The 20,117-nt window shown below is 58.9% G+C and carries 19 protein-coding genes; 7 read left to right on the forward strand and 12 right to left on the reverse strand.

Translation table 11 applies throughout. The features are described 5' to 3' along the window. Positions 1-7: 7 nt before the first annotated feature. The gene (locus ACYZT5_RS26190) at positions 8-520 is read left to right on the forward strand and encodes a dihydrofolate reductase (protein ID WP_462048024.1); all 513 of its coding nucleotides are present in this window, start codon (positions 8-10) and stop codon (positions 518-520) included. Positions 521-630: 110 nt separating this feature from the next. Here ACYZT5_RS26190 and ACYZT5_RS26195 read toward each other — a convergent pair whose 3' ends face one another. Beyond that, positions 631-2,022 (reverse strand): L-cystine transporter, encoded by a 1,392-nt coding sequence (locus ACYZT5_RS26195; protein WP_462048025.1) that lies wholly within the window; start codon positions 2,020-2,022, stop codon positions 631-633. A 255-nt stretch (positions 2,023-2,277) separates the two neighbouring features. On the opposite strand from ACYZT5_RS26195, the gene ACYZT5_RS26200 reads away from it, so the two are divergent. Beyond that, positions 2,278-3,333 (forward strand): HAD family hydrolase, encoded by a 1,056-nt coding sequence (locus ACYZT5_RS26200; protein WP_462048026.1) that lies wholly within the window; start codon positions 2,278-2,280, stop codon positions 3,331-3,333. A gap of 162 nt (positions 3,334-3,495) precedes the next feature. Here ACYZT5_RS26200 and ilvD read toward each other — a convergent pair whose 3' ends face one another. The 5 genes from ilvD to ACYZT5_RS26225 form a co-directional block, all read right to left on the reverse strand. After that, positions 3,496-5,337: a dihydroxy-acid dehydratase gene (gene ilvD / locus ACYZT5_RS26205; RefSeq protein WP_462048027.1), complete on the reverse strand. Its 1,842-nt coding sequence runs from the start codon at positions 5,335-5,337 to the stop codon at positions 3,496-3,498. Between the two features lie 257 nt (positions 5,338-5,594). Further along, a complete protein-coding gene (locus ACYZT5_RS26210; protein WP_462048028.1) occupies positions 5,595-6,806 on the reverse strand; it encodes an MFS transporter in 1,212 nt (403 codons plus the stop codon). Continuing rightward, a complete protein-coding gene (locus ACYZT5_RS26215) occupies positions 6,799-7,776 on the reverse strand; it encodes a diiron oxygenase (RefSeq protein WP_462048029.1) in 978 nt (325 codons plus the stop codon). Before ACYZT5_RS26215 ends, ACYZT5_RS26210 begins: the two co-directional genes overlap by 8 nt. After that, positions 7,773-8,852, reverse strand: coding sequence for a SagB family peptide dehydrogenase (locus ACYZT5_RS26220; protein WP_462048030.1), 1,080 nt, complete (start codon positions 8,850-8,852; stop codon positions 7,773-7,775). The genes ACYZT5_RS26215 and ACYZT5_RS26220 overlap by 4 nt, the downstream gene beginning before the upstream one ends. 424 nt (positions 8,853-9,276) lie before the next feature. After that, the gene (locus ACYZT5_RS26225; protein WP_282381575.1) at positions 9,277-10,473 is read right to left on the reverse strand and encodes a class I SAM-dependent rRNA methyltransferase; all 1,197 of its coding nucleotides are present in this window, start codon (positions 10,471-10,473) and stop codon (positions 9,277-9,279) included. 232 nt (positions 10,474-10,705) lie between these two features. Here ACYZT5_RS26225 and ACYZT5_RS26230 point away from each other — a divergent pair, with 232 nt between their 5' ends. The 3 genes from ACYZT5_RS26230 to ACYZT5_RS26240 are packed head-to-tail and all read left to right on the forward strand — an operon-like array spanning position 10,706 to position 12,737. Further along, on the forward strand, positions 10,706-11,521 hold the full coding sequence (locus ACYZT5_RS26230; RefSeq protein WP_462052313.1) for an HDOD domain-containing protein: 816 nt from the start codon (positions 10,706-10,708) through the stop codon (positions 11,519-11,521). Between the two features lie 28 nt (positions 11,522-11,549). Then, positions 11,550-12,362: a bifunctional DNA-formamidopyrimidine glycosylase/DNA-(apurinic or apyrimidinic site) lyase gene (gene mutM, locus ACYZT5_RS26235; protein ID WP_462048031.1), complete on the forward strand. Its 813-nt coding sequence runs from the start codon at positions 11,550-11,552 to the stop codon at positions 12,360-12,362. Positions 12,363-12,413: 51 nt separating this feature from the next. Next, a complete protein-coding gene (locus ACYZT5_RS26240) occupies positions 12,414-12,737 on the forward strand; it encodes a multidrug transporter (protein WP_461975152.1) in 324 nt (107 codons plus the stop codon). A gap of 101 nt (positions 12,738-12,838) precedes the next feature. On the opposite strand, the gene ACYZT5_RS26245 is transcribed toward ACYZT5_RS26240, so the two are convergent. The 5 genes from ACYZT5_RS26245 to ACYZT5_RS26265 form a co-directional block, all read right to left on the reverse strand. Further along, positions 12,839-13,090 (reverse strand): YfhL family 4Fe-4S dicluster ferredoxin, encoded by a 252-nt coding sequence (locus ACYZT5_RS26245; protein WP_449645762.1) that lies wholly within the window; start codon positions 13,088-13,090, stop codon positions 12,839-12,841. Between the two features lie 122 nt (positions 13,091-13,212). Next, positions 13,213-13,692 carry a pantetheine-phosphate adenylyltransferase gene (coaD, locus tag ACYZT5_RS26250; RefSeq protein WP_008150570.1) on the reverse strand — a complete coding sequence of 160 codons (480 nt, stop codon included), beginning with the start codon at positions 13,690-13,692 and terminating at the stop codon, positions 13,213-13,215. Between the two features lie 115 nt (positions 13,693-13,807). Beyond that, positions 13,808-15,403, reverse strand: coding sequence for a GMC family oxidoreductase (locus tag ACYZT5_RS26255; RefSeq protein WP_462048032.1), 1,596 nt, complete (start codon positions 15,401-15,403; stop codon positions 13,808-13,810). Positions 15,404-15,553: 150 nt separating this feature from the next. Next, a complete protein-coding gene (locus ACYZT5_RS26260) occupies positions 15,554-16,099 on the reverse strand; it encodes a twin-arginine translocation pathway signal protein (protein WP_462048033.1) in 546 nt (181 codons plus the stop codon). Positions 16,100-16,124: 25 nt separating this feature from the next. Then, positions 16,125-17,561 carry a coniferyl aldehyde dehydrogenase gene (locus tag ACYZT5_RS26265; protein ID WP_462048034.1) on the reverse strand — a complete coding sequence of 479 codons (1,437 nt, stop codon included), beginning with the start codon at positions 17,559-17,561 and terminating at the stop codon, positions 16,125-16,127. Between the two features lie 146 nt (positions 17,562-17,707). Between ACYZT5_RS26265 and ACYZT5_RS26270 the strand changes: the two genes are divergently transcribed. Both ACYZT5_RS26270 and ACYZT5_RS26275 read left to right on the forward strand, forming a co-directional pair. Then, positions 17,708-18,379, forward strand: coding sequence for a TetR/AcrR family transcriptional regulator (locus ACYZT5_RS26270; protein ID WP_462048035.1), 672 nt, complete (start codon positions 17,708-17,710; stop codon positions 18,377-18,379). A gap of 45 nt (positions 18,380-18,424) precedes the next feature. Further along, positions 18,425-19,279, forward strand: coding sequence for a sulfurtransferase (locus tag ACYZT5_RS26275; protein WP_462048036.1), 855 nt, complete (start codon positions 18,425-18,427; stop codon positions 19,277-19,279). A gap of 3 nt (positions 19,280-19,282) precedes the next feature. On the opposite strand, the gene ACYZT5_RS26280 is transcribed toward ACYZT5_RS26275, so the two are convergent. Further along, positions 19,283-20,113, reverse strand: coding sequence for an AraC family transcriptional regulator (locus ACYZT5_RS26280; RefSeq protein WP_462048037.1), 831 nt, complete (start codon positions 20,111-20,113; stop codon positions 19,283-19,285). Between the last annotated feature and the right edge of the window lie 4 nt (positions 20,114-20,117).

The following is a 20,117-nucleotide window of genomic DNA, read 5'->3' on the forward strand; positions in this document are numbered from 1 at the left end:
CGCCGGCATGACTAAATCACTCCCCCTCAGCCTGATCGCAGCCCTCGGTGAAAACCGTGTGATCGGCGTCGACAACAGCATGCCCTGGCACCTGCCGGGGGACTTCAAATACTTCAAGGCCACCACCCTCGGCAAGCCGATCATCATGGGTCGCAAGACCTGGGATTCCCTCGGTCGCCCGTTGCCGGGCCGGTTGAACATCGTGGTCAGCCGTCAGGCGGATCTGCAGCTCGAAGGTGCGGAGGTTTATCCGTCGCTTGAAGCGGCGGTGGTTCGGGCGCAGGAATGGGCGAACGAGCAGGGCGTCGATGAGCTGATGCTGATTGGCGGGGCGCAGTTATATGCGCAGGGGTTGGCGCAGGCTGATCGGCTGTATTTGACGCGCGTGGCGCTGAGCCCGGAAGGGGATGCGTGGTTTCCGGAGTTTGATTTGAAGGCGTGGAAGTTGGTGTCCGATGTTCCGAATGCGGCGGAAGGCGACAAGCCAGCGTACAACTTCGAGGTTTGGGAGCGCGCATAGATCGTTCCCACGCTCTGCGTGGGAATGCCTCAAGGGACGCTCCGCGTCCAGTGACGCGGAGCGTCACGGGCTGCATTCCCACGCGGGAGCGTGGGAACGATCAGAGTGGGTTAAGCGTGAGCCAACTCCGCATGCTCATCCGCATCCAGCAGTTCTTTATCGGTCTGCTGCATCATCCTGCTGGTAATCGCCCCCGCCGTAATCGAACCACTGACGTTCAACGCCGTACGACCCATATCAATCAGCGGCTCAACCGAAATCAGCAACGCCACCAGTGACACCGGCAACCCCATCGCCGGCAACACGATCAACGCGGCAAACGTCGCGCCACCGCCAACGCCGGCCACACCGGCCGAGCTCAGCGTCACAATCGCCACCAACGTCGCGATCCACAACGGGTCCAGCGGGTTGATGCCCACGGTCGGCGCGACCATCACTGCCAGCATCGCCGGGTACAGACCGGCACAGCCATTCTGGCCAATGGTCGCGCCGAACGACGCGGCGAAACTGGCGATGGACTGTGGAATACCCAAACGGCTGGTCTGGGCTTCGATGCTCAGCGGAATCGTCGCGGCGCTGGAGCGGCTGGTGAAGGCAAACGTCAGCACCGGCCAGATCTTGCGGAAGAAACGCAGCGGGTTGATCCCGGCCGCCGACACCAGCAGGCCATGGACTACAAACATCAGGCCCAGCCCGATGTAGGACACCACCACGAAGCTGCCGAGTTTGATGATGTCTTGCAGGTTGGAGCCGGCGACCACTTTGGTCATCAGCGCCAATACACCGTACGGGGTCAGCTTCATCACCAGACGCACCAGACGCATCACCCAGGCTTGCAGGGTGTCGATAGCGTTGATCACTTTCTGACCTTTTTCGACATCATCCTTCAGCAGTTGCAGCGCAGCGACGCCGAGGAATGCAGCGAAAATCACCACGCTGATGATCGAGGTCGGCTTCGCCCGAGCGAGGTCGGCGAACGGGTTTTGCGGAATGAACGACAGCAGCAACTGCGGCACATTCAGGTCAGCAACCTTGCCTGCGTAGTCGGTCTGGATGGTTTGCAGACGGGCCATTTCCTGAGTGCCGGCTACCAGGCCTTCGGCGGTCAGGCCGAAGAGGTTGGTCAGGCCGATGCCGATCAGCGCCGCGATGGCGGTGGTGAACAGCAGCGTGCCAATGGTCAGGAAGCTGATCTTGCCCAGCGACGAGGCGTTGTGCAGACGGGCCACGGCGCTGAGGATCGAGGCGAACACCAGCGGGATCACGATCATTTGCAGCAACTGCACATAACCGTTGCCCACCAGATCGAACCAGCCGATCGAGGCTTTCAGTACCGGGTTGCCGGCACCGTAAACGGTGTGCAGAGCTACACCGATCACCACGCCCAGCACCAACGCGAGCAGGACTTTTTTGGCCAGGCTCCACGTGGTGTGACGGGTTTGCGCCAGGCCAAAGAGCAAGGCGAGGAACACCAGCAGATTGAGGATCAGCGGCAGATTCATTGGAACTCCGATAGAGACTTGTACCGGCTACCTTCCGGGGCAGCCGCGAACCGGCAAGCCTAACAGCTTGATATCTAATGAATTAATATCAAAAACATCTGATTACTGTCGTTTTTGGAATAAGCGAGTGTCGCTGATAGAGATGCAGCTGGCGCAATAGGGACGCAAGCGGTCGCGGGCAGGCGAGCACTGTCACATTAATTTGTTAGCGTCGATCTCTTTGAATCAGGGTCTTTTAATAAGGAAAGCATGCCGATGAAGCTCGCACCGAAATTTCTGGTCGCTGCACTCTGCTTGGGCCTCGCCGGCCAGGTATTCGCCACGGATCTGAAGCATTGGCCAGCCGATCAGGCCAAGGCGCTGGACGCAATGATTGCGGCCAACGCCAACAAAGGTAACTACGCGGTGTTCGACATGGACAACACCAGTTACCGCTACGACCTCGAAGAGTCGTTGCTGCCGTACATGGAAAACAAAGGCCTGATCACCCGCGAGAAACTCGACCCTTCCCTGAAACTGATGCCGTTCAAAGACACCGCCGACCACAAGGAAAGCCTGTTCAGCTACTACTATCGCCTTTGCGAGATCGACGACATGGTTTGCTACCCATGGGTCGCCCAAGTGTTCGCAGGCTTCACTCTCCAGGAGCTCAAGGGCTATGTCGACGAGTTGATGGCTTCCGGCAAACCGGTGCCGGCGACTTATTACGAAGGCGACGTGGTCAAGAACCTCGACGTCAACCCGCCGAAAATCTTCACCGGCCAGAAAGAGCTCTACAACAAGTTGATGGAGAACGGCATCGAGGTCTACGTGATGACCGCCGCCTCCGAAGAATTGGTGCGGATGGTCGCCGCCGATCCGAAGTACGGCTACAACGTGAAGCCGCAGAACGTCATTGGCGTAAGCCTGCTGCTCAAGGACCCGAAGTCCGGCGAATTGACCACGGCACGCAAGCAGATCACCGCAGGCAAGTATGATGAAAAGGCCAACCTCGGCCTCGAACTGACCCCGTACCTGTGGACTCCGGCGACCTGGATGGCCGGCAAGCACGCGGCGATCCTGACCTACATCGACGAGTGGAAAAAACCGGTGCTCGTGGGCGGCGATACGCCGAGCAGCGACGGTTACATGCTGTTCCACGATGTTGACGTGGCCAAGGGTGGCATCCACTTGTGGGTCAACCGCAAAGACAAATACATGACCCAGATTAACGGCATGATGGCCAAGCACGCGGCGGCTCAGGCCAAGGAAGGGTTGCAGGTCACTGCGGACAAGAACTGGGTGATCGTCAAGCCTGAAGAGATTCAGTAAGCGCTACGATGATCGTTCCCACGCTCTGCGTGGGAATGCCTCTAGGGACGCTCCGCGTCCAGTGACGCGGAGCGTCACGGGCTGCATTCCCACGCAGAGCGTGGGAACGATCAGTAAAAAACCCCGCACTTGGCGGGGTTTTTTGTGTTCGACGGTTAAGTTTTACAGCCCGTCGAGCATTGCCTTGTTACGCACAGCACCCTTGTCGGCGCTGGTCGCCAGCAGGGCGTAGGCTTTCAGTGCGGTGGTCACTTTACGTGGACGTTTTTCCACTGGTTTCCAGCCTTTCTGATCTTGCTCGACACGGCGCCCAGCCATTTCTTCGTCGCTGATCAACAGGTTGATCGAGCGGTTCGGAATGTCGATCAGCACTTTGTCGCCGTCCTGCACCAGACCAATTGCGCCGCCGGCAGCCGCTTCTGGCGAAGCGTGGCCGATGGACAGGCCCGAGGTGCCGCCGGAAAAGCGACCATCGGTGAGCAGGGCGCAAGCTTTGCCCAGGCCTTTGGATTTCAGGTAGGACGTCGGGTACAGCATTTCCTGCATGCCCGGGCCGCCTTTAGGGCCTTCGTAACGAATGATCACGATGTCGCCGGCCTTCACTTCGTCAGCGAGGATGCCGCGTACGGCGCTGTCCTGGCTTTCGAAGATCTTCGCGTTGCCTTCGAAGACGTGGATCGATTCGTCGACGCCGGCGGTTTTCACCACGCAGCCGTCCAGCGCGATGTTGCCGTAGAGAACGGCCAGGCCGCCTTCTTTCGAATAGGCGTGTTCGACACTGCGGATGCAGCCGTTTTCACGGTCGTCGTCCAGGGTTTCCCAACGGGTCGACTGGCTGAACGCGGTTTGCGTCGGGATGCCCGCAGGGCCGGCCTTGAAGAAGTGATGCACTGCTTCGTCGCTGGTCTGGGTGATGTCCCACTTGGCGATGCCTTCGGCCAGGGTTTTGCTGTGCACGGTCGGCAGGTCAGTGTGCAGCAGACCGCCGCGGGCCAGCGAGCCGAGGATGCTGAAGATACCGCCGGCACGGTGCACGTCTTCCATGTGGTACTTCTGGATGTTGGGCGCAACTTTGCACAGCTGCGGCACGTGGCGGGAGAGACGGTCGATGTCGCGCAGGTCGAAATCGATCTCGGCTTCCTGGGCCGCGGCCAGCAAGTGCAGGATGGTGTTAGTGGAACCGCCCATGGCGATGTCCAGGGTCATAGCGTTTTCGAACGCCTTGAAGTTGGCGATGTTGCGCGGCAACACCGACTCGTCGTTCTCGCCGTAGTAACGCTTGCACAGCTCGACGATGGTGCGACCGGCCTGCAGGAACAGCTGCTCGCGGTCGCTGTGGGTGGCCAGGGTCGAACCGTTGCCCGGCAATGCCAGGCCGAGGGCTTCGACCAGGCAGTTCATCGAGTTGGCGGTGAACATGCCGGAGCACGAGCCGCACGTCGGGCAGGCGCTACGCTCGTACTCAGCGACTTTCTCGTCAGAAGCGCTGGAGTCGGCGGCGATCACCATGGCGTCGACGAGGTCGAGGCCGTGGCTTGCCAGTTTGGTCTTGCCGGCTTCCATCGGGCCACCGGAAACGAAGATCACCGGGATGTTCAGGCGCAGAGACGCCATCAGCATGCCGGGGGTGATCTTGTCGCAGTTGGAAATGCAGACGATCGCATCGGCGCAGTGGGCGTTGACCATGTATTCGACGGAGTCGGCGATGATCTCGCGGCTCGGCAGCGAATAAAGCATGCCGTCGTGACCCATGGCGATGCCGTCATCCACGGCAATAGTGTTGAATTCTTTCGCTACACCGCCGGCGCGTTCGATTTCGCGGGCGACCAGTTGGCCCAGGTCCTTGAGGTGGACGTGGCCCGGTACGAACTGGGTGAAGGAGTTGGCAATGGCGATGATCGGCTTTTTGAAGTCGTCATCTTTCATCCCCGTGGCACGCCACAGTGCGCGGGCGCCGGCCATGTTGCGGCCATGGGTGGATGTTTTCGAGCGGTAATCAGGCATGAAGCACTCCGGGCGGCTAACAGGTATCAAAAGGGAAGTGAGCTTCTATTGACGTCTGGAACACTCAGAAATGGCCGTGTGTCCGGAAGTTGCCGATAACTTTGCGGGATCGCCGCGCGCTTCAGCTTGAGCTCATAAACCCGCCGGGGGATGACTGGCGATGAATGTCGCGATTCTACACGGCTGGCGTCAGGAGGGAATGCCGGGAAGTGTTGATCCAGTGCTGACGGAGTGGACGGAATGACGACTGGTACGTATCACCCGGTATTGAGTGCCTGTTGAGTCTTGTGGTTGATCATTGCGTTCACCCCAAGTCCTGCAACACTCAGTGTCAGGAAGCCAAGGGCCAGAGTCGTGGTCAGGTTTTCGGGCGTCAGATTGATCACCGAGCTGATCACACCGCCGAACATGAAAATCAGCATGGCCCCGACCGAGGTGGAGGCCCCGGCATTCTCCGGGTGAAGACTCATCGCTTTGGAGTTGACGATTGGCCTGGCAATGGTGGTGCCGATGGTGCAAACCAGCATGGAGATCAACACCGTCGCCGCAGAAAGACCGAACTGGCGAGTCAGCCACAGCATGACCCCGCCTGAAACGGCGATCAGGCCCAGGCCGATAATGATCTGGGTGTTGGCTTGCAGGTATCGATGCAGCACGCTGGCTAATACTCCGCCGAATACATATGCCACGCCATACAGCAGCAACGCCCAGGCGAATTCATACGGCGAGAGCGCCAGACGCTCCATGAAAATGATGGGCGAAGAAACGATGAACGAAAAATGGCAGGCGAAGGCCAGGGCTGAAATCAACCAGTAACCCATGAAGCGTACATCCGAACATAAGCGCCAATAAGCACTGAAAAACCCCATGTGTGCTGCGCTGCGGACAGGCGAGACTTCCTTGAGTAACCGGTAGGCACCGAGCCAGGCAACAATCGCCAGTGCAATGAAGACATAAAAACTGCCTTGCCAGCCAAGGCACGATTGCAGCCAGGTTCCCAGCAGCGGCGAAATTGAAATGAACACCCCGCCCCCCGTCACCATCCAGATCCTGATGCGCTCCCGTTCACGACCGACGAATAGATCCTGTATCAGCGCCTGCGACAATGAAAATGAGCCGCAACCAATCGCCTGAACCATGCGAAACCCCAGAAACCAGCGGTAGTCGCTGGCGAGCATGCAACCAGCCGCTCCAATTGCCGCGATAACAATGCCTCCCAACAGCAGCTTCTTGCGTCCCCACACATCCGACAATGGCCCGACCAATATCACGGACAGTGCCAGACTGATGGCGAACACGCTGACGGACAGGGCAATATCGGACGGTGAGGTCTGAAAGTAGTCAGAAAGAGCGGGGAAGGACGGGAGCACCACATCGAGGGGGAAGACGCCGAGCAGCGTCATGGTCATCAACAAAATGACCGTGGCCCGGCGGTTTTTGACACTGACTGCGGATTTTCCTTCATCCATCGACAAGTCCTGCCTTTACGAAGAGCTGCTGGTTGGAAGGCAGGTCGAAAAAACCTGCCTTTTCCATTGCCTGAAGCGTCGCGCCTGCACCCGATCGGGCACGCTGAAGGCAGGCTTGCGGGCCGGTCAAGGCACTGAGGATTTCTGCGACGCAATTCTCGCCGAGGTCCACACTGTTCAGGCTTTCCTTCAGCCATCGCTCATCGAGCTCAAAGAAGATCAGGATGACGTCCACCAGCAGCTTTGCGGCGAACGTGCGTTGGCTGCTGTTCAGGGTCAGCCACAGGTAATGGAACACTTCGGAAAAATAACGACTGTGTCGGGCCTCGTCGGTGAGGTGGTCCCTGAGCATTTCCTGGACGCTGGAAACCAGCACGTTGCGGCAAACTTCGAGCAGTTCCCTGGCAATGATGGTCTCGGACACGAAGCCGACGAGAAACCAGGCCAGCGCCTTATGCCTGTCGGGGGTGTGGTCGATCAGGGTGTTCAGTCGGGTAATGCGGTGCGGCATCACGGGGCGTTGGGTCATGCCGTAGAGGTCGGCTATCTGCTCGGCGAGACTATTGGAGAACAGGGCGTGATAACCCTCATCGGTATAGAGCTGGAGGGCGGCCGTTTTCATTCGTCGGGGGATGGAAGCACCGAGCTCATCGTGGACAATGGTTTCTACGGAGCGGTTGACGATCCGATGTTCGAGCCGGGTGGTGTAGTCGAGGAAATACACCAGATGGTTGGCCGATAGTCGATGGGTGATCGCGCTGCCTGCTGCTTCGATTACCGGGTGATTCAGGTAGGGGATGAAGGCCGGCGGGAACCAGTGTCGTGTTTCCAGTTGCCGTTCCAGATCTGGTGGCAATTGATAGGTGTGCTCGCTGGTTCGTACCGAGGCTCGGGTGTTCCAGTCGCCGAGGGTGAAGCGCTGGGCCCAGGCGTCGGGAAGGGACAGGTCATCTGTGCGGGGCTCGGTCATTGGTGTGAGCCTTGGCTGCTCAGCAGCGCTTTCAATTCTTTGCACATTGCTTGTCCGTCACTCTGGCCACAGCCAACAAAAAACAACGGTTGTTCGGCGCTGTCCTCGATCCCCAGCAACGTTTCGACCTGATCGTCCGCCAACGCACCGGTCAGCCAGGTGCTCAACCCAAGTGCGGTGGCCACCAGTTGAAAGGTCTGGGAAATATGGCCTGCCTCGACGTAAGCCATTCGGTATGCCCGTGAGTGTTCATATTTCCACCAAAGTTTGTCGAAGCGGGCGGTGATGAACAGGCCGACTGGAAGGTTGTTGATGAAATGCTGCCCACACAACAATTGGCCCAAGGGCGAGTCAGGCACCGGATTGACGAAGCTCAATGCATGTTCGGTGGAGTGGTAGGCGTAGAGCCCCGGATTCAGGCCGCTGACGTTTTGAACATGAAGAAAGCCTTCGCAGGCATTCAGCCCGCCACCGGAGGGACTGCTACGCCGGGCGCCGAGACCTTCTGCGATGGTTTCGTCGATATCGTTTTCGCGCTCACGCAGATAGCCAAGGGCCAAATAAAGAAGAGTACTCACATCGCCGAGAGAAACCTCGTCACCCTTGAAGGAGCGACAGGTCTTTCGGTCGATCAGCGTCTTTGCAAGTGCGCTTTCCGGCAGGCAGGAAGGTTGGGGCAGGGTAATCCGCTCGCTTGTCGGAAGCTCCGAGAGTCTGATCTCTGGGGCAGGGGTGGCCAGTACTTCGGCGCAATGGTCCAGATAGTGTCTCGACCATTCATTAATATCTTGAGGGACATATTCGCACGGGATGTTTTTGGTGCCGATATGAAATATTTTCGACAGTTCATCCCAGCCCCATTCAATAGTGTCTTGTATTGAGGTTGTGAGTATTCCTGCGTTAAGGAATTGAATATCTATTGTATTGTTGTTATCGAATTTTTCGGGGTTGTCGATAAGGTGCGCGAGACGAGTTGAATACTCGAGATTCAATACGAACTGTTTGTGGTTTTTGTAATCCCAGACTATTTGGCCCGGCGAGCGAGGAAGTATGAATATATAAGGGTTGATCTGCATGTTCGGCGACTCACTCTGGTTCGTGCTCTAGAAAACGCTGGGTAGCCGGCACTCCCCAGCGTCTTATTTACTTAGCGGGCTTTTGGAGCAACCAGAAAAGACAGGTTGGCGATTTTGTTGGCTTCCAGAGTAATTGCTTTCATGTTTTGAACTCCTTGTCATTGATAGTGAGCGTCACTCCTTTGTGACAACTTAATCATAGTTTGTAATGAGTTCTTATCAAGGGGATATTGGGTAGGAATGTTCTAGTAGTTTTGTCGGATCGATCTTGGGGCTGGATGAATCTTGTAAGTTCTGTCCGCTAAAATAAAAGACAGCGCGAAACGTCCTGCAAGTCAGTAAGACTGCGGGAGTAGGAAGTTGGAGAGTTCAATAACAGATAATAGAACGGGGAGCCGGTTGGCTCCCCGTCAAACCGGCGTAATCAGCTGTTTGGCAGCAGACGGCAGGTGATGCTCTTGATGTAGCGGGTTTCGGCGATGGCTGGGTGAACCGGGTGATCCGGGCCCTGACCGCCGCGCTCCAGGATCTGGATGTTGCGGTCCAGGTGACGGGCGCTGGTCAGCAGGATGTTTTGCAGATCGTCTTCCGGCAGGTGCATCGAGCACGAAGCGCTGACCAGAATGCCGTCCTTGCTGAGCAGGCGCATGGCTTGCTCGTTCAGGCGACGGTAGGCGCCTTCACCGTTCTTCATGTCTTTCTTGCGTTTGATGAATGCCGGCGGGTCGGCAACGATCACGTCGAAACGTTCTTCGCTGGCTTTAAGTTCTTTCAGGGCTTCGAACACGTCGCCTTCGATGCAGGTCATTTTGTCGGCGAAACCGTTCAGCGCGGCGTTGCGCTCGACGCCGTCGAGGGCGAAGGCCGACGCGTCGACGCAGAACACTTCACTGGCGCCGAAAGCAGCCGCTTGCACGCCCCAGCCACCGATGTAGCTATACAGGTCCAGCACGCGTTTGCCTTTGGCATAAGGTGCCAGACGCGCGCGATTCATGCGGTGGTCGTAGAACCAGCCGGTTTTCTGTCCCTGGATGACTGGCGCTTCGAATTTCACGCCGTTTTCTTCCAGCGCGACCCACTCCGGCACCAGGCCGAACACGGTTTCGACGTAGCGATTGAGGCCTTCGGCATCACGTGCAGCAGAGTCGTTCTTGAACAGAATGCCGCTTGGCTTGAGCACTTGGGTCAGGGCCGCGATCACGTCTTCTTTATGAGCTTCCATGGTTGCCGAGGCGATCTGTACCACCAGAATGTCGCCGAAACGGTCAACCACCAGGCCTGGCAACAGGTCGGAGTCGCCGTAGACCAGGCGATAGAACGGCTTGTCGAACAGACGATCGCGCAGGGACAGGGCAACGTTCAGGCGATGCACCAGCAGCGACTTGTCCAGCGGCAACTTGATGTCGCGCGACAGCAGACGGGCGCAGATCAGGTTGTTCGGGCTCATGGCAACGATGCCCAGCGGCTTGCCGCCGGCAGCTTCGAGGATCGCCTGGTCGCCGGCCTTGAAACCGTGCAAAGGAGTAGCGGCTACATCGATTTCGTTGCTGTAGACCCACAAATGGCCATTTCGCAGGCGACGGTCGGCGTTGGCTTTGAGGCGCAGGCTAGGCAGGGACATGACGTCGCTCCGGAAAAAAGAGCGGGAGTATAGCGTGTTGCGCAAGGCCACGGTTTGGCGGATGGACATGCGGTGAGGAACGCCGGGCTTTGATGAAACTTCAGGCGATGCACCGGCCTAGGTGTCGGATCCAACTTTATAAGGGTTAGAATCGCCGCCTGTCCCAGAGTGTGTACTTATGGCCCAAGAGCTGACTTCCGAACAGATTCAACAGTCCCTGCAAGGCATCAGCGTGCCGGCCCAGCCGCAGATCATGGTGGATTTGCAGATGGAACAGTACATGCCCGATCCGGATCTGGAGGTGATCGCGAAGCTGATCTCCCAGGACCCGGGCCTCTCGGGCGCCTTGTTGAAAATCGTCAACTCGCCGTATTACGGCTTGACCAACAAGATCGCTTCGATTCAGCGTGCGGTGAATCTGCTGGGCAGCCGTTCGATCATCAACCTGATCAACGCGCAGTCGATCAAGGGCGAGATGAACGACGACACCATCGTCACCTTGAATCGTTTCTGGGACACCGCTCAGGACGTGGCGATGACCTGCCTGACCCTGGCCAAGCGCATTGGCGCCCAGGCCGGCGATGAAGCGTACGCTCTGGGTCTGTTCCATGACTGCGGCGTGCCACTGATGCTCCAGCGCTTTCCCAACTACATGACTGTTCTGGAAGAGGCCTATGCCAGCGCCAGCGCTGAATGCCGGGTGGTGGACACTGAGAATCGGGTGTTCAATACCAACCACGCGGTGGTGGGTTATTACACTGCCAAATCCTGGCGACTGCCGGAGCATGTAACCGCCGCCATCGCCAATCACCACAATGCGTTGGCGATCTTCAGCGATGAGTCGTCGCGCAACAGCCAGCTGAAAAATCTGCTGGCGATCCTGAAGATGGCCGAGCACATTTGTGCGTCCTATCGAGTACTGGGCAATCAGACCGAGGACCATGAATGGAGCAGCATCGGGCCTTTGGTTCTCGATTATGTCGGCCTCTCGGACTACGACTTCGAGACCCTCAAACAAACGATTCGCGACCTTGGCACTCACCGCTGAGCGTTGCACAGCCTGATTCGAGAGCACCATGCCGGAACTGCCTGAAGTCGAAACCACTCGCCGCGGAATTGCGCCGCACCTTGAAGGCCAGCGCGTCAGTCGGGTGATCGTGCGTGACCGCCGCTTGCGCTGGCCGATTCCCGAAGACCTGGATGTGCGGCTGTCGGGTCAGCGCATCGTACTGGTGGAAAGACGCGCGAAGTACCTGCTGATCAATGCCGAAGTCGGCACGCTGATCAGCCATTTAGGCATGTCGGGAAATCTGCGTCTGGTGGAAGTTGGCACGCCGGTGGCCAAGCATGAGCATGTGGACATCGAGCTGGAATCCGGCCTGGCCTTGCGTTACACCGACCCGCGACGGTTTGGCGCGATGCTCTGGAGCCTCGACCCGCTTAACCACGAATTGCTGATTCGCCTGGGGCCGGAGCCGTTGACCGACCTGTTCGACGGTGAGCGCTTGTTCCAGCAGTCCCGCAGTCGATCCATGGCGGTCAAACCGTTCATCATGGACAACGCGGTGGTGGTCGGCGTGGGTAATATCTACGCAACCGAAGCGTTGTTCGCGGCAGGTATCGACCCGCGTCGTGAGGCCAAGAGCATCTCTCGGGCGCGTTATCTGAAGTTGGCGATCGAGATCAAACGCATCCTGGCTGCCGCTATCGAACGTGGCGGCACCACACTGCGCGACTTTATCGGCGGTGACGGTCAGCCGGGTTATTTCCAGCAGGAACTGTTTGTGTATGGCCGCGGCGGTGAGCCGTGCAAGGTCTGCGGGACGGAGCTGCGGGAGGTGAAGCTTGGGCAGCGCGCCAGCGTCTTTTGCCCGCGCTGTCAGAGCTGATACCTCATACGGTCTATAGTCAGTGCTCACTGCCTAGCGAAGGACCGTGTCATGAACCTGTTTCGAACCCTTGTCGTCGCGTTGCTGCTGAGTGTCGGCGCGCCAGTGCTGGCGGCAAACACCGGCAGCGGCGACCCGCGTTACACCATCCAGAATCCCCCGGCGTACGCCATGCTCGGCGATTTGCTGATCGCCCGACCCTTGCTGGTCGTGGCAACAGTGATCGGTGCAGGGGCGTTTGTGGTGTCGTTGCCGTTTACCGCGTTGGGTGGCGGCGTTGGCGATGCGGGGCAGGCGTTGGTGGTCGACCCGGCTAAAGCGGCGTTCGTGCGGTGTCTGGGGTGTATCGGGGAAGGGTTTGAGCAGCGGGAGTGAAGCCTTAAAAGCTTCGCGGGCAAGCCTCGCTCCTACAGGATCGTGTAAACCTGTAGGAGCGAGGCTTGCCCGCGAAGGCGCCCTTACAGGCACCAAATGAATCAAGCCTTACCCGTAATCACCAGATACTTCGCCATCAACTGCTCTTCAGTCTCTGGATGCGCCTCGTCCAGCGGGATGCAATCCACCGGGCACACTTGCTGGCACTGAGGTTCGTCGTAGTGGCCCACACACTGTGTGCACAGGTTTGGGTCGATCACGTAGATCTCTTCGCCTTGAGAAATGGCGGCGTTCGGGCACTCGGGTTCGCAGACGTCGCAGTTGATGCAATCGTCGGTGATGATCAGGGACATGCTAACTCCAGCCAGGGCGCAAGGCCCGGGCGCAATAAACCAATGCGCACAATTGTGCCGCATTGGCGCCCGCAGTGCACGCGGGCGCGATCAAGGGAAAAGATCGCAGCCTGCGGCAGCTCCTACTTTTTAAAGCGTTCGTTCAGGGCGTCCGCCACTGCAGGGTGGACGAACTTGGTGATATCGCCTCCCAGGGCTGCAATTTCACGAACCAGCGTCGAGGAAATGTACGAATAACGCTCGGACGGGGTAAGAAACAGACTTTCCACATCCGGCGCCAGCTGACGGTTCATGTTGGCCAGCTGAAATTCGTATTCGAAGTCCGACACCGCACGCAAACCACGCAGGAACACGTTGGCGTTCTTCTCTTTGGCGAAATGCGCCAGCAACGTCGAGAAGCCGACGACTTCAACGTTGGGCAGATGTTTAGTGACCTCGCGGGCCAGCGCCACACGCTGTTCCAGGGGAAACAACGGGTTTTTCTTCGGGCTGGCGGCGACGGCGATGATCACATGATCGAACAGGCGCGCGGCGCGTTCGACCAGATCGCCATGGCCCTTGGTAATAGGGTCGAAGGTACCTGGGTACAACACTCGGTTCATCGCGTCGTCCTGGCGGGAGTCCGTTGGGGAGTCGGATGGTATCGCAGCCTTCCCGGTCGGCCAAGTCGCCTTTTGGGTAAGAAAGCACTATAGACGATAGGAATATTCTCCATTTTCATGGGTTTTTCAAACGTTCGGCCAAAGAAGTTGCCAGTTGCGCCGTCAGCCCGTAGATCGACAATTGCGGGTTTGCGCCAATGCTGGTGGGGAACAGCGAGCCATCATGAATCGACAGGTTGCCTAGCTGATGATGCCGGCCGAGGCTGTCGGTCACGGCGTTTTTCGGCTCTTCACCCATGGCACAACCGCCCATCACATGGGCACTGCCAAGGCGTGTGCGATACAGCTCAAGGCTCAGGCCGTCGATCAGCGTGCGCGCTTCGGCGAGGGTTTTTACGTAGCGAGCGTCGACGTGCATTGGCATCACCGCATTGGCACCGCCAGCGAACTGGATCTCGGCCATGCTGTGGAACGCCCGGCGCAACCCGTCCCAGGCATAGGGAGAGACCTGATAGTCGAGCACCGGCGTGCCGTCACCGCGCAACTCGACGCGACCGCCGGGGCTGTCCGGGTGGAAACCGTCCCGCAGCAACGCCAACATGGCGTGGGTATGAGGCAGGTTTTCCATGTGCCGGGCGTTTTCCTTACCGAAGCCACCGAGCAGCGTGCTTGCCAGCGCCGGGTGCAGCGGCGGCACTTCGAGTTTGTAAGACATTTTTCCGGTGGTGCCGTCCTGCCATTGGAAATGGTCGGAATAGATCGACTGTGGCGCGCCATAGAATGGGTTGATCACCTCGTCGAACAGCCCGGCCGACATGTTCACCAGGTGTAGAAAAGTTCTTTTACCCAGCCGTTTGTGCGGATCGGGCACCTCGGAGCGCATGAGCAGCGCCGGGCTGTTGATCCCGCCGCCAGCCAGCACGTAATGCCGGGCCTTGACCGTGATTGTCTTGCCCATGGGAGCGACGCAACGATCGTCCATCGCTACGCATTGCAAGCCTGTGACCTTGTCGCCGGAGATCAAGAGTTTTTCGGCGCGCGCCAGATAGAGCAACTCACCCCCTTTTTCCAGGGTCGCCGGGATGGTCGTGACCAGCATCGATTGCTTGGCGTTGGTCGGGCAGCCCATGCCGCAGTACCCGAGGTTCCAGCAGCCACGCACGTTGCGCGGGATCACATGCCAGGTGTAGCCGAGTTTTTCGCAGCCTTTGCGGATCACGTCGTTGTTGGCGTTGGGTGGGATCATCCAGGGAGCGACGCCCAGACGTTGTTCCATTTTCTCGAACCACGGCGCCATCTCGGCCGGCGTGTGGCCTTTGACGTCGTGTTCTTTGGCCCAGTGGTCGAGGGTCGGCTCCGGCGTGCGAAAGCTTGAGGTCCAGTTGATCAGCGTGGTACCGCCCACCGCCCGGCCCTGAAGGATGGTAATTGCGCCGTCCTTGCTCATGCGGCCGATGCCTTCCTGGTAGAGGCTGGTGTAGGCCTGGTCTTCGAGCAGGTTGAAGTCGCTGCTGGTCTTGAGTGGACCTTCCTCGATCAGCAACACCTTGTAGCCCGCGGCACTGAGGATTTCGGCGGTGGTGCCGCCGCCAGCGCCGCTGCCGATAATCGCCACGTCCGCTTCGAGGATCAGGTCCTGGGTCAGTTGCGAACCGTTATAGGTTTTCCAGCCTCGGGCCAGGCCTTCGCGGAACGGATCGGGTACGGGCATGTTCAGGTTCTCTTGTTGTTATGGTTTGTATGCAGTGGTGTTCATGAGGACGCCTTCGCGGGCAAGTCGGATCGCCGCACCGCTCGCTCCTACAAGGGCATACGCGGTCCTGTAGGAGCGAGGCTTGCCCGCGAAGGGGGCTCCACGGTTTCAGACGGTTGGCGGCCCGGGATACCCGCAATGCGCCCACGACTCCGCCCGGCTGTACCACGCCATCATCACCAGCTGTTGCAGCGAGCTGTGGCCCATGCGCAGCAGACTTAACGAGCTGTTTTCCCAGCGATCGAGAAAGTGCCGGATCTCCTCGCTGCTGGCGTTTTCCCAGCTGCCCCAGATCCCGGTCAGTGGCCCGCGAGTCACGGCCATTCCCAGCACATCGAATAACTGCTGGGTCAGCTTGAGCATTTGCGGCGACAAGTGATTCAGGCTGTTATCCAGGCAGTGCAGGGTGCCATCGACGGCCGCCGGCATTTTCTCGACGGCCACGGCGCCGTCGAGCATCACCGGAATCAGTGCCCGCAGAAACAGCAAGTCACCGCTGCGCAGAATCGCGAAACCACTGGCCGGAATGCTCGACGAGCAGCCGCTGAGGCTCGCTCCCAAACCGGCGGTGGCGAGAAAGGCGCTGGCACCCAGGCTGAATTTAAGCAAGCCGCGCCGTGACAGCGCGGGTGTATCGGACAGACTTGGGCTCATTATTGTTATTACCCGGTGGTGATCGTTAGCGGATAAACAGCTTCTGAATCAGCTTTTGAATGGATTTGCCGTACGGCGGGTAGATCAATTTCGCCGCATTGAACCGCTGTTTGATCAGCACACCTTTGGCTTTGCTGAAGGTCAGGAAACCTTCGTGGCCGTGGTAATGGCCCATGCCCGAGGCGCCGATACCACCGAATGGCATGTCGTCCTGAGCGACGTGCAGCAGGGTGTCGTTCAGGCACACGCCGCCGGAATGGGTTTCGTGGAGTACGCGGTTTTGCTCACGCTTGTCGTAGCCGAAGTAATACAGGGCCAGCGGACGAGGTCGTTGGTTGATGTAGGCAAAGGCTTGATCCAGATCCTTGTACGGAACGATCGGTAACAGCGGGCCGAAGATTTCGTCCTGCATCACCATCATGTCGTTGCTGACATTGAGCAGCAGGCTGTGGCTCATGCGGCGCCCCTGGCCCTGGCCCTGGTCGAACAGCGGAATCAGCAGCGCACCCTTGCTGGTGGCGTCGCTGATGTAGCCGTTAAGGCGCGCCAATTGTCGGTCATTGATGATTGCGGTGTAGTCCGGGTTGTCGGTCAGGGTCGGATAAAACCCGCGAACCGCCTGACGATAAGCTTCGATGAAAGCACCGATGCGATCTTCCGGCACCAGGACATAGTCCGGGGCCACGCAGGTCTGCCCGGCGTTGAGCGTCTTGCCGAAGGCGATGCGTTCGGCAGCGTCCTTGAGCGGCACGTCGCGAGACACGATGGCCGGGGATTTGCCGCCGAGTTCGAGGGTCACCGGGGTCAGGTTCTCGGCCGCCGCACGCATCACGTGTTTGCCAACGCTGGTGGCGCCGGTGAACAGCAGGTGATCGAAACGCAATTTGGAGAACGCTACGCCGATATCGGCTTCGCCCAGCACCACGCAGACCAGGTCTTGCGGGAAGATTCGGCCCAGCAGTTCCTTGAGCAATAAACCGAAGACCGGGGTCGACTCACTGAGTTTGAGCATCACCCGATTGCCTGCCGACAACGCACCGACCAATGGCCCGATGGCCAGATACAGTGGATAGTTCCACGGCACGATCACCCCGACCACACCCAAAGGTTGATAAACGACTTTGGCTGCCGCGGGTTGAAAAGCAATCCCGACCTTGCGCTTCGACGCCTTCATCCACCCTTTGAGGTGCTGATTGGCGTAGTGAATGCCATGCAGGCTGGGCATCAGTTCGGCGAGCAGGGTTTCATCGGCGCTGCGATGACTAAAATCCTGGCTGATGGCATCGATCAGGGCCTGACGCTCATTGCTCAACAGATCTCGCAGGGCTTTCAGCCATTGCTGGCGCTGGGCAGCGGGCGGCATCGGGTTGGCTGCATATGCCGCGCGTTGGGCGTCGAACAGGGTCTGGAGCTCTTCCAGGGGCTGCTGAAGGTTCTGCAGGTAGGTGATGTCAGCAGTCATGGGCGGCTCCGGTTTTATTGTAATAAGAGACTTTTTAGAGTCCATGCTCTAGAAAGTCAAATGACATCCTGACGCAGCATTGTTTTATCCACTCGCGGATAGGTCGTAAGATGCCCGTCAACGCCCTCTGAATTAAAGCCCAAGCCATGGCCCCTCGGATCAAAACCAGCGAGCGCATCGTGCAGAACAGCCTGGAGCTGTTCAATCAGCAAGGTGAGCGCAGTATCAGCACCAACCACATTGCTGCCCACATGGAAATTTCCCCGGGCAACCTGTACTACCACTTCCCCAACAAGCAGGCGATCATCGCCGTGCTGTTCAGTGAGTACGAAAGCCTGGTGGACAGCTTCCTGCGCCCGCCCCAGGGCCGCGCCGCTACGGTTGACGACAAGCGCGTCTACCTCCAAGAGTTGCTGGCTGCCATGTGGCGCTACCGGTTTTTGCACCGCGATCTGGAGCATTTGCTCGACAGCGATCCGGAGCTGGCCGCCCGTTATCGGCGTTTTTCCCAACGCTGTCTGATCCATGGCACGCACATCTACGCGGGCTTCGTCGAGGCCGGCATCCTGCAAATGGACAAGGTTCAGATTGAATCCCTGACGCTCAATGCCTGGATCATCCTGACGTCCTGGGTGCGTTTTCTGTGCACCACGCGTGAAAATTCCAATCACCTGAGCGAGCAGGCCATTAAACGCGGCGTGTATCAGGTGCTGGTGCTTGAGGCCGGTTTTGTCACGGATCAGTCTCGCGCCGCGGTGAATGCGCTGTTCGAGGAGTTTTACGTGCCGCTGGCCCAAGCGCTGGAAGAAGTGGGATAGAAAGTGCAGTAGGATCAAGCACCGCCTTAATCACAGGAGCCCGTTATGCCCATTGCGCAACTGATCAGCCCACAAGCGTTGGACCTGAAAAAGGAACAGCCGGGGCTGGTGATTCTGGATTGTCGTTTTGCCCTCGAAGACCCGGATTACGGTCAGCGCAGTTATGCCGAGGGGCATATCGCCGGGTCGAGCTTTGCCGATCTTGAGCGTGATTTGAGCGGGACCGTGGTCAAGGGTGTGACCGGGCGCCATCCGTTGCCTGAACCTGAAGACTTGATTGAACGCCTGCAAACCTGGGGCATCAATGCCGACAGCGATGTGATTTTGTACGATGACGGTCCGGGTGCCTACGCGGCGCGGGCCTGGTGGTTGCTGGCCTGGCTGGGTAAACGTGACGGCGTGTTCATCCTCGATGGCGGGCTCAAGGCCTGGCACGCGGCCGGTTTGCCCCTGAGTCTTGATGCGCCGGAGATTGAGCGTGGCACCTTCACGGGGGCGCCGGACAATGCGCTGATCTTGAGCGCCGAACAGCTCCAGCAACGTCTCGGCCAGCCCGCGCTGACCTTGCTCGATGCCCGTGCCTTGCCGCGCTTCAAGGGCGAAGTCGAACCGATCGACCCGATTGCCGGGCACATTCCCGGCGCGCAATGTGCAGCGTTCACTGACAACCTGGGCAGCGATGGGCGTTTTCTGCCGGCGGATCAGCTCAAGCAGCGTTTTGCCGACAAACTCGGTAATCGTTCGCCGACCGATCTGGTGGCGTACTGCGGTTCTGGCGTGACGGCGTGCCACAACCTGTTTGCGTTGTGTCTGGCGGGGTATCCGTTGGGGTCGTTGTATGCCGGGTCGTGGAGTGAGTGGATCAACGATCCTGCGCATGGCATCGCCAAGGGCGAGTGAACCTCAAGACAGCCGGGCGCTGCGATACGCTCCCGGCCCAACGCCGTAAACCTGCTTGAATTGCCGACTCAGATGGCTCTGGTCAGCAAACCCCAACTGCGTCGCCACTTCCAGCGGCAAACAACCGTTCTGTAACAGCGCCCGTGCCCGAGCGATGCGCTGCTGCATCAGCCAGGTGTGCGGCGGCATGCCGGTGGCGCGGCGGAACACCCGGGCGAAGTGGAAGGGTGAAAGATTGACCGCCGCTGCCAGTTCATCCAGCGAAGGCGGCGTCGCCAATTGTGCTTGCAGCAGATCCTTGGCCAGCGTCACCGCCCGATGTTCCTTGCCCGGCTTGCCAGCAATCGGCACGGCCGCGTGCCGTTGCAGCAGCGACAGCATCATTTCCCGCCAGACCGTTTGTTGTTGCAGGGCCGTGGACGGACTCTCCAGTAGACGATGCAGTTGGCAGAAACCCTTCACCAGATCCGTATCGCGATACAGCGTCGCGCCGAATGCCGGCAAGTTGTTGGTCGGCAGTTCCAGCTCGGCCAACAGCGACAGAATCTGACCGCTGTCCGGATAGAACGCCCGATACAACCAACCATCCTCCGTGCCTTTATGGCCGGTGTGCAGTTCGTCCGGATTGATCAGCACCAGCGTGCCGCTGCCCGCCAGGTGTTCGGCACCGCGATAACGATAGCGCTGGGCGCCAGCCATGATCATGCCGATCACGTAACCGTCATGCACATGGGGCGCGAAACGGTGTTCGATGTAGCGCGCGGACAATAATTCGACGCCGGCCAACGGCGCCGTTTGCCAGAATCGGATCGATTCGCCCTGATCGACGTCCATGGCC

Source organism: Pseudomonas sp. LB3P14 (genome assembly GCF_054898045.1).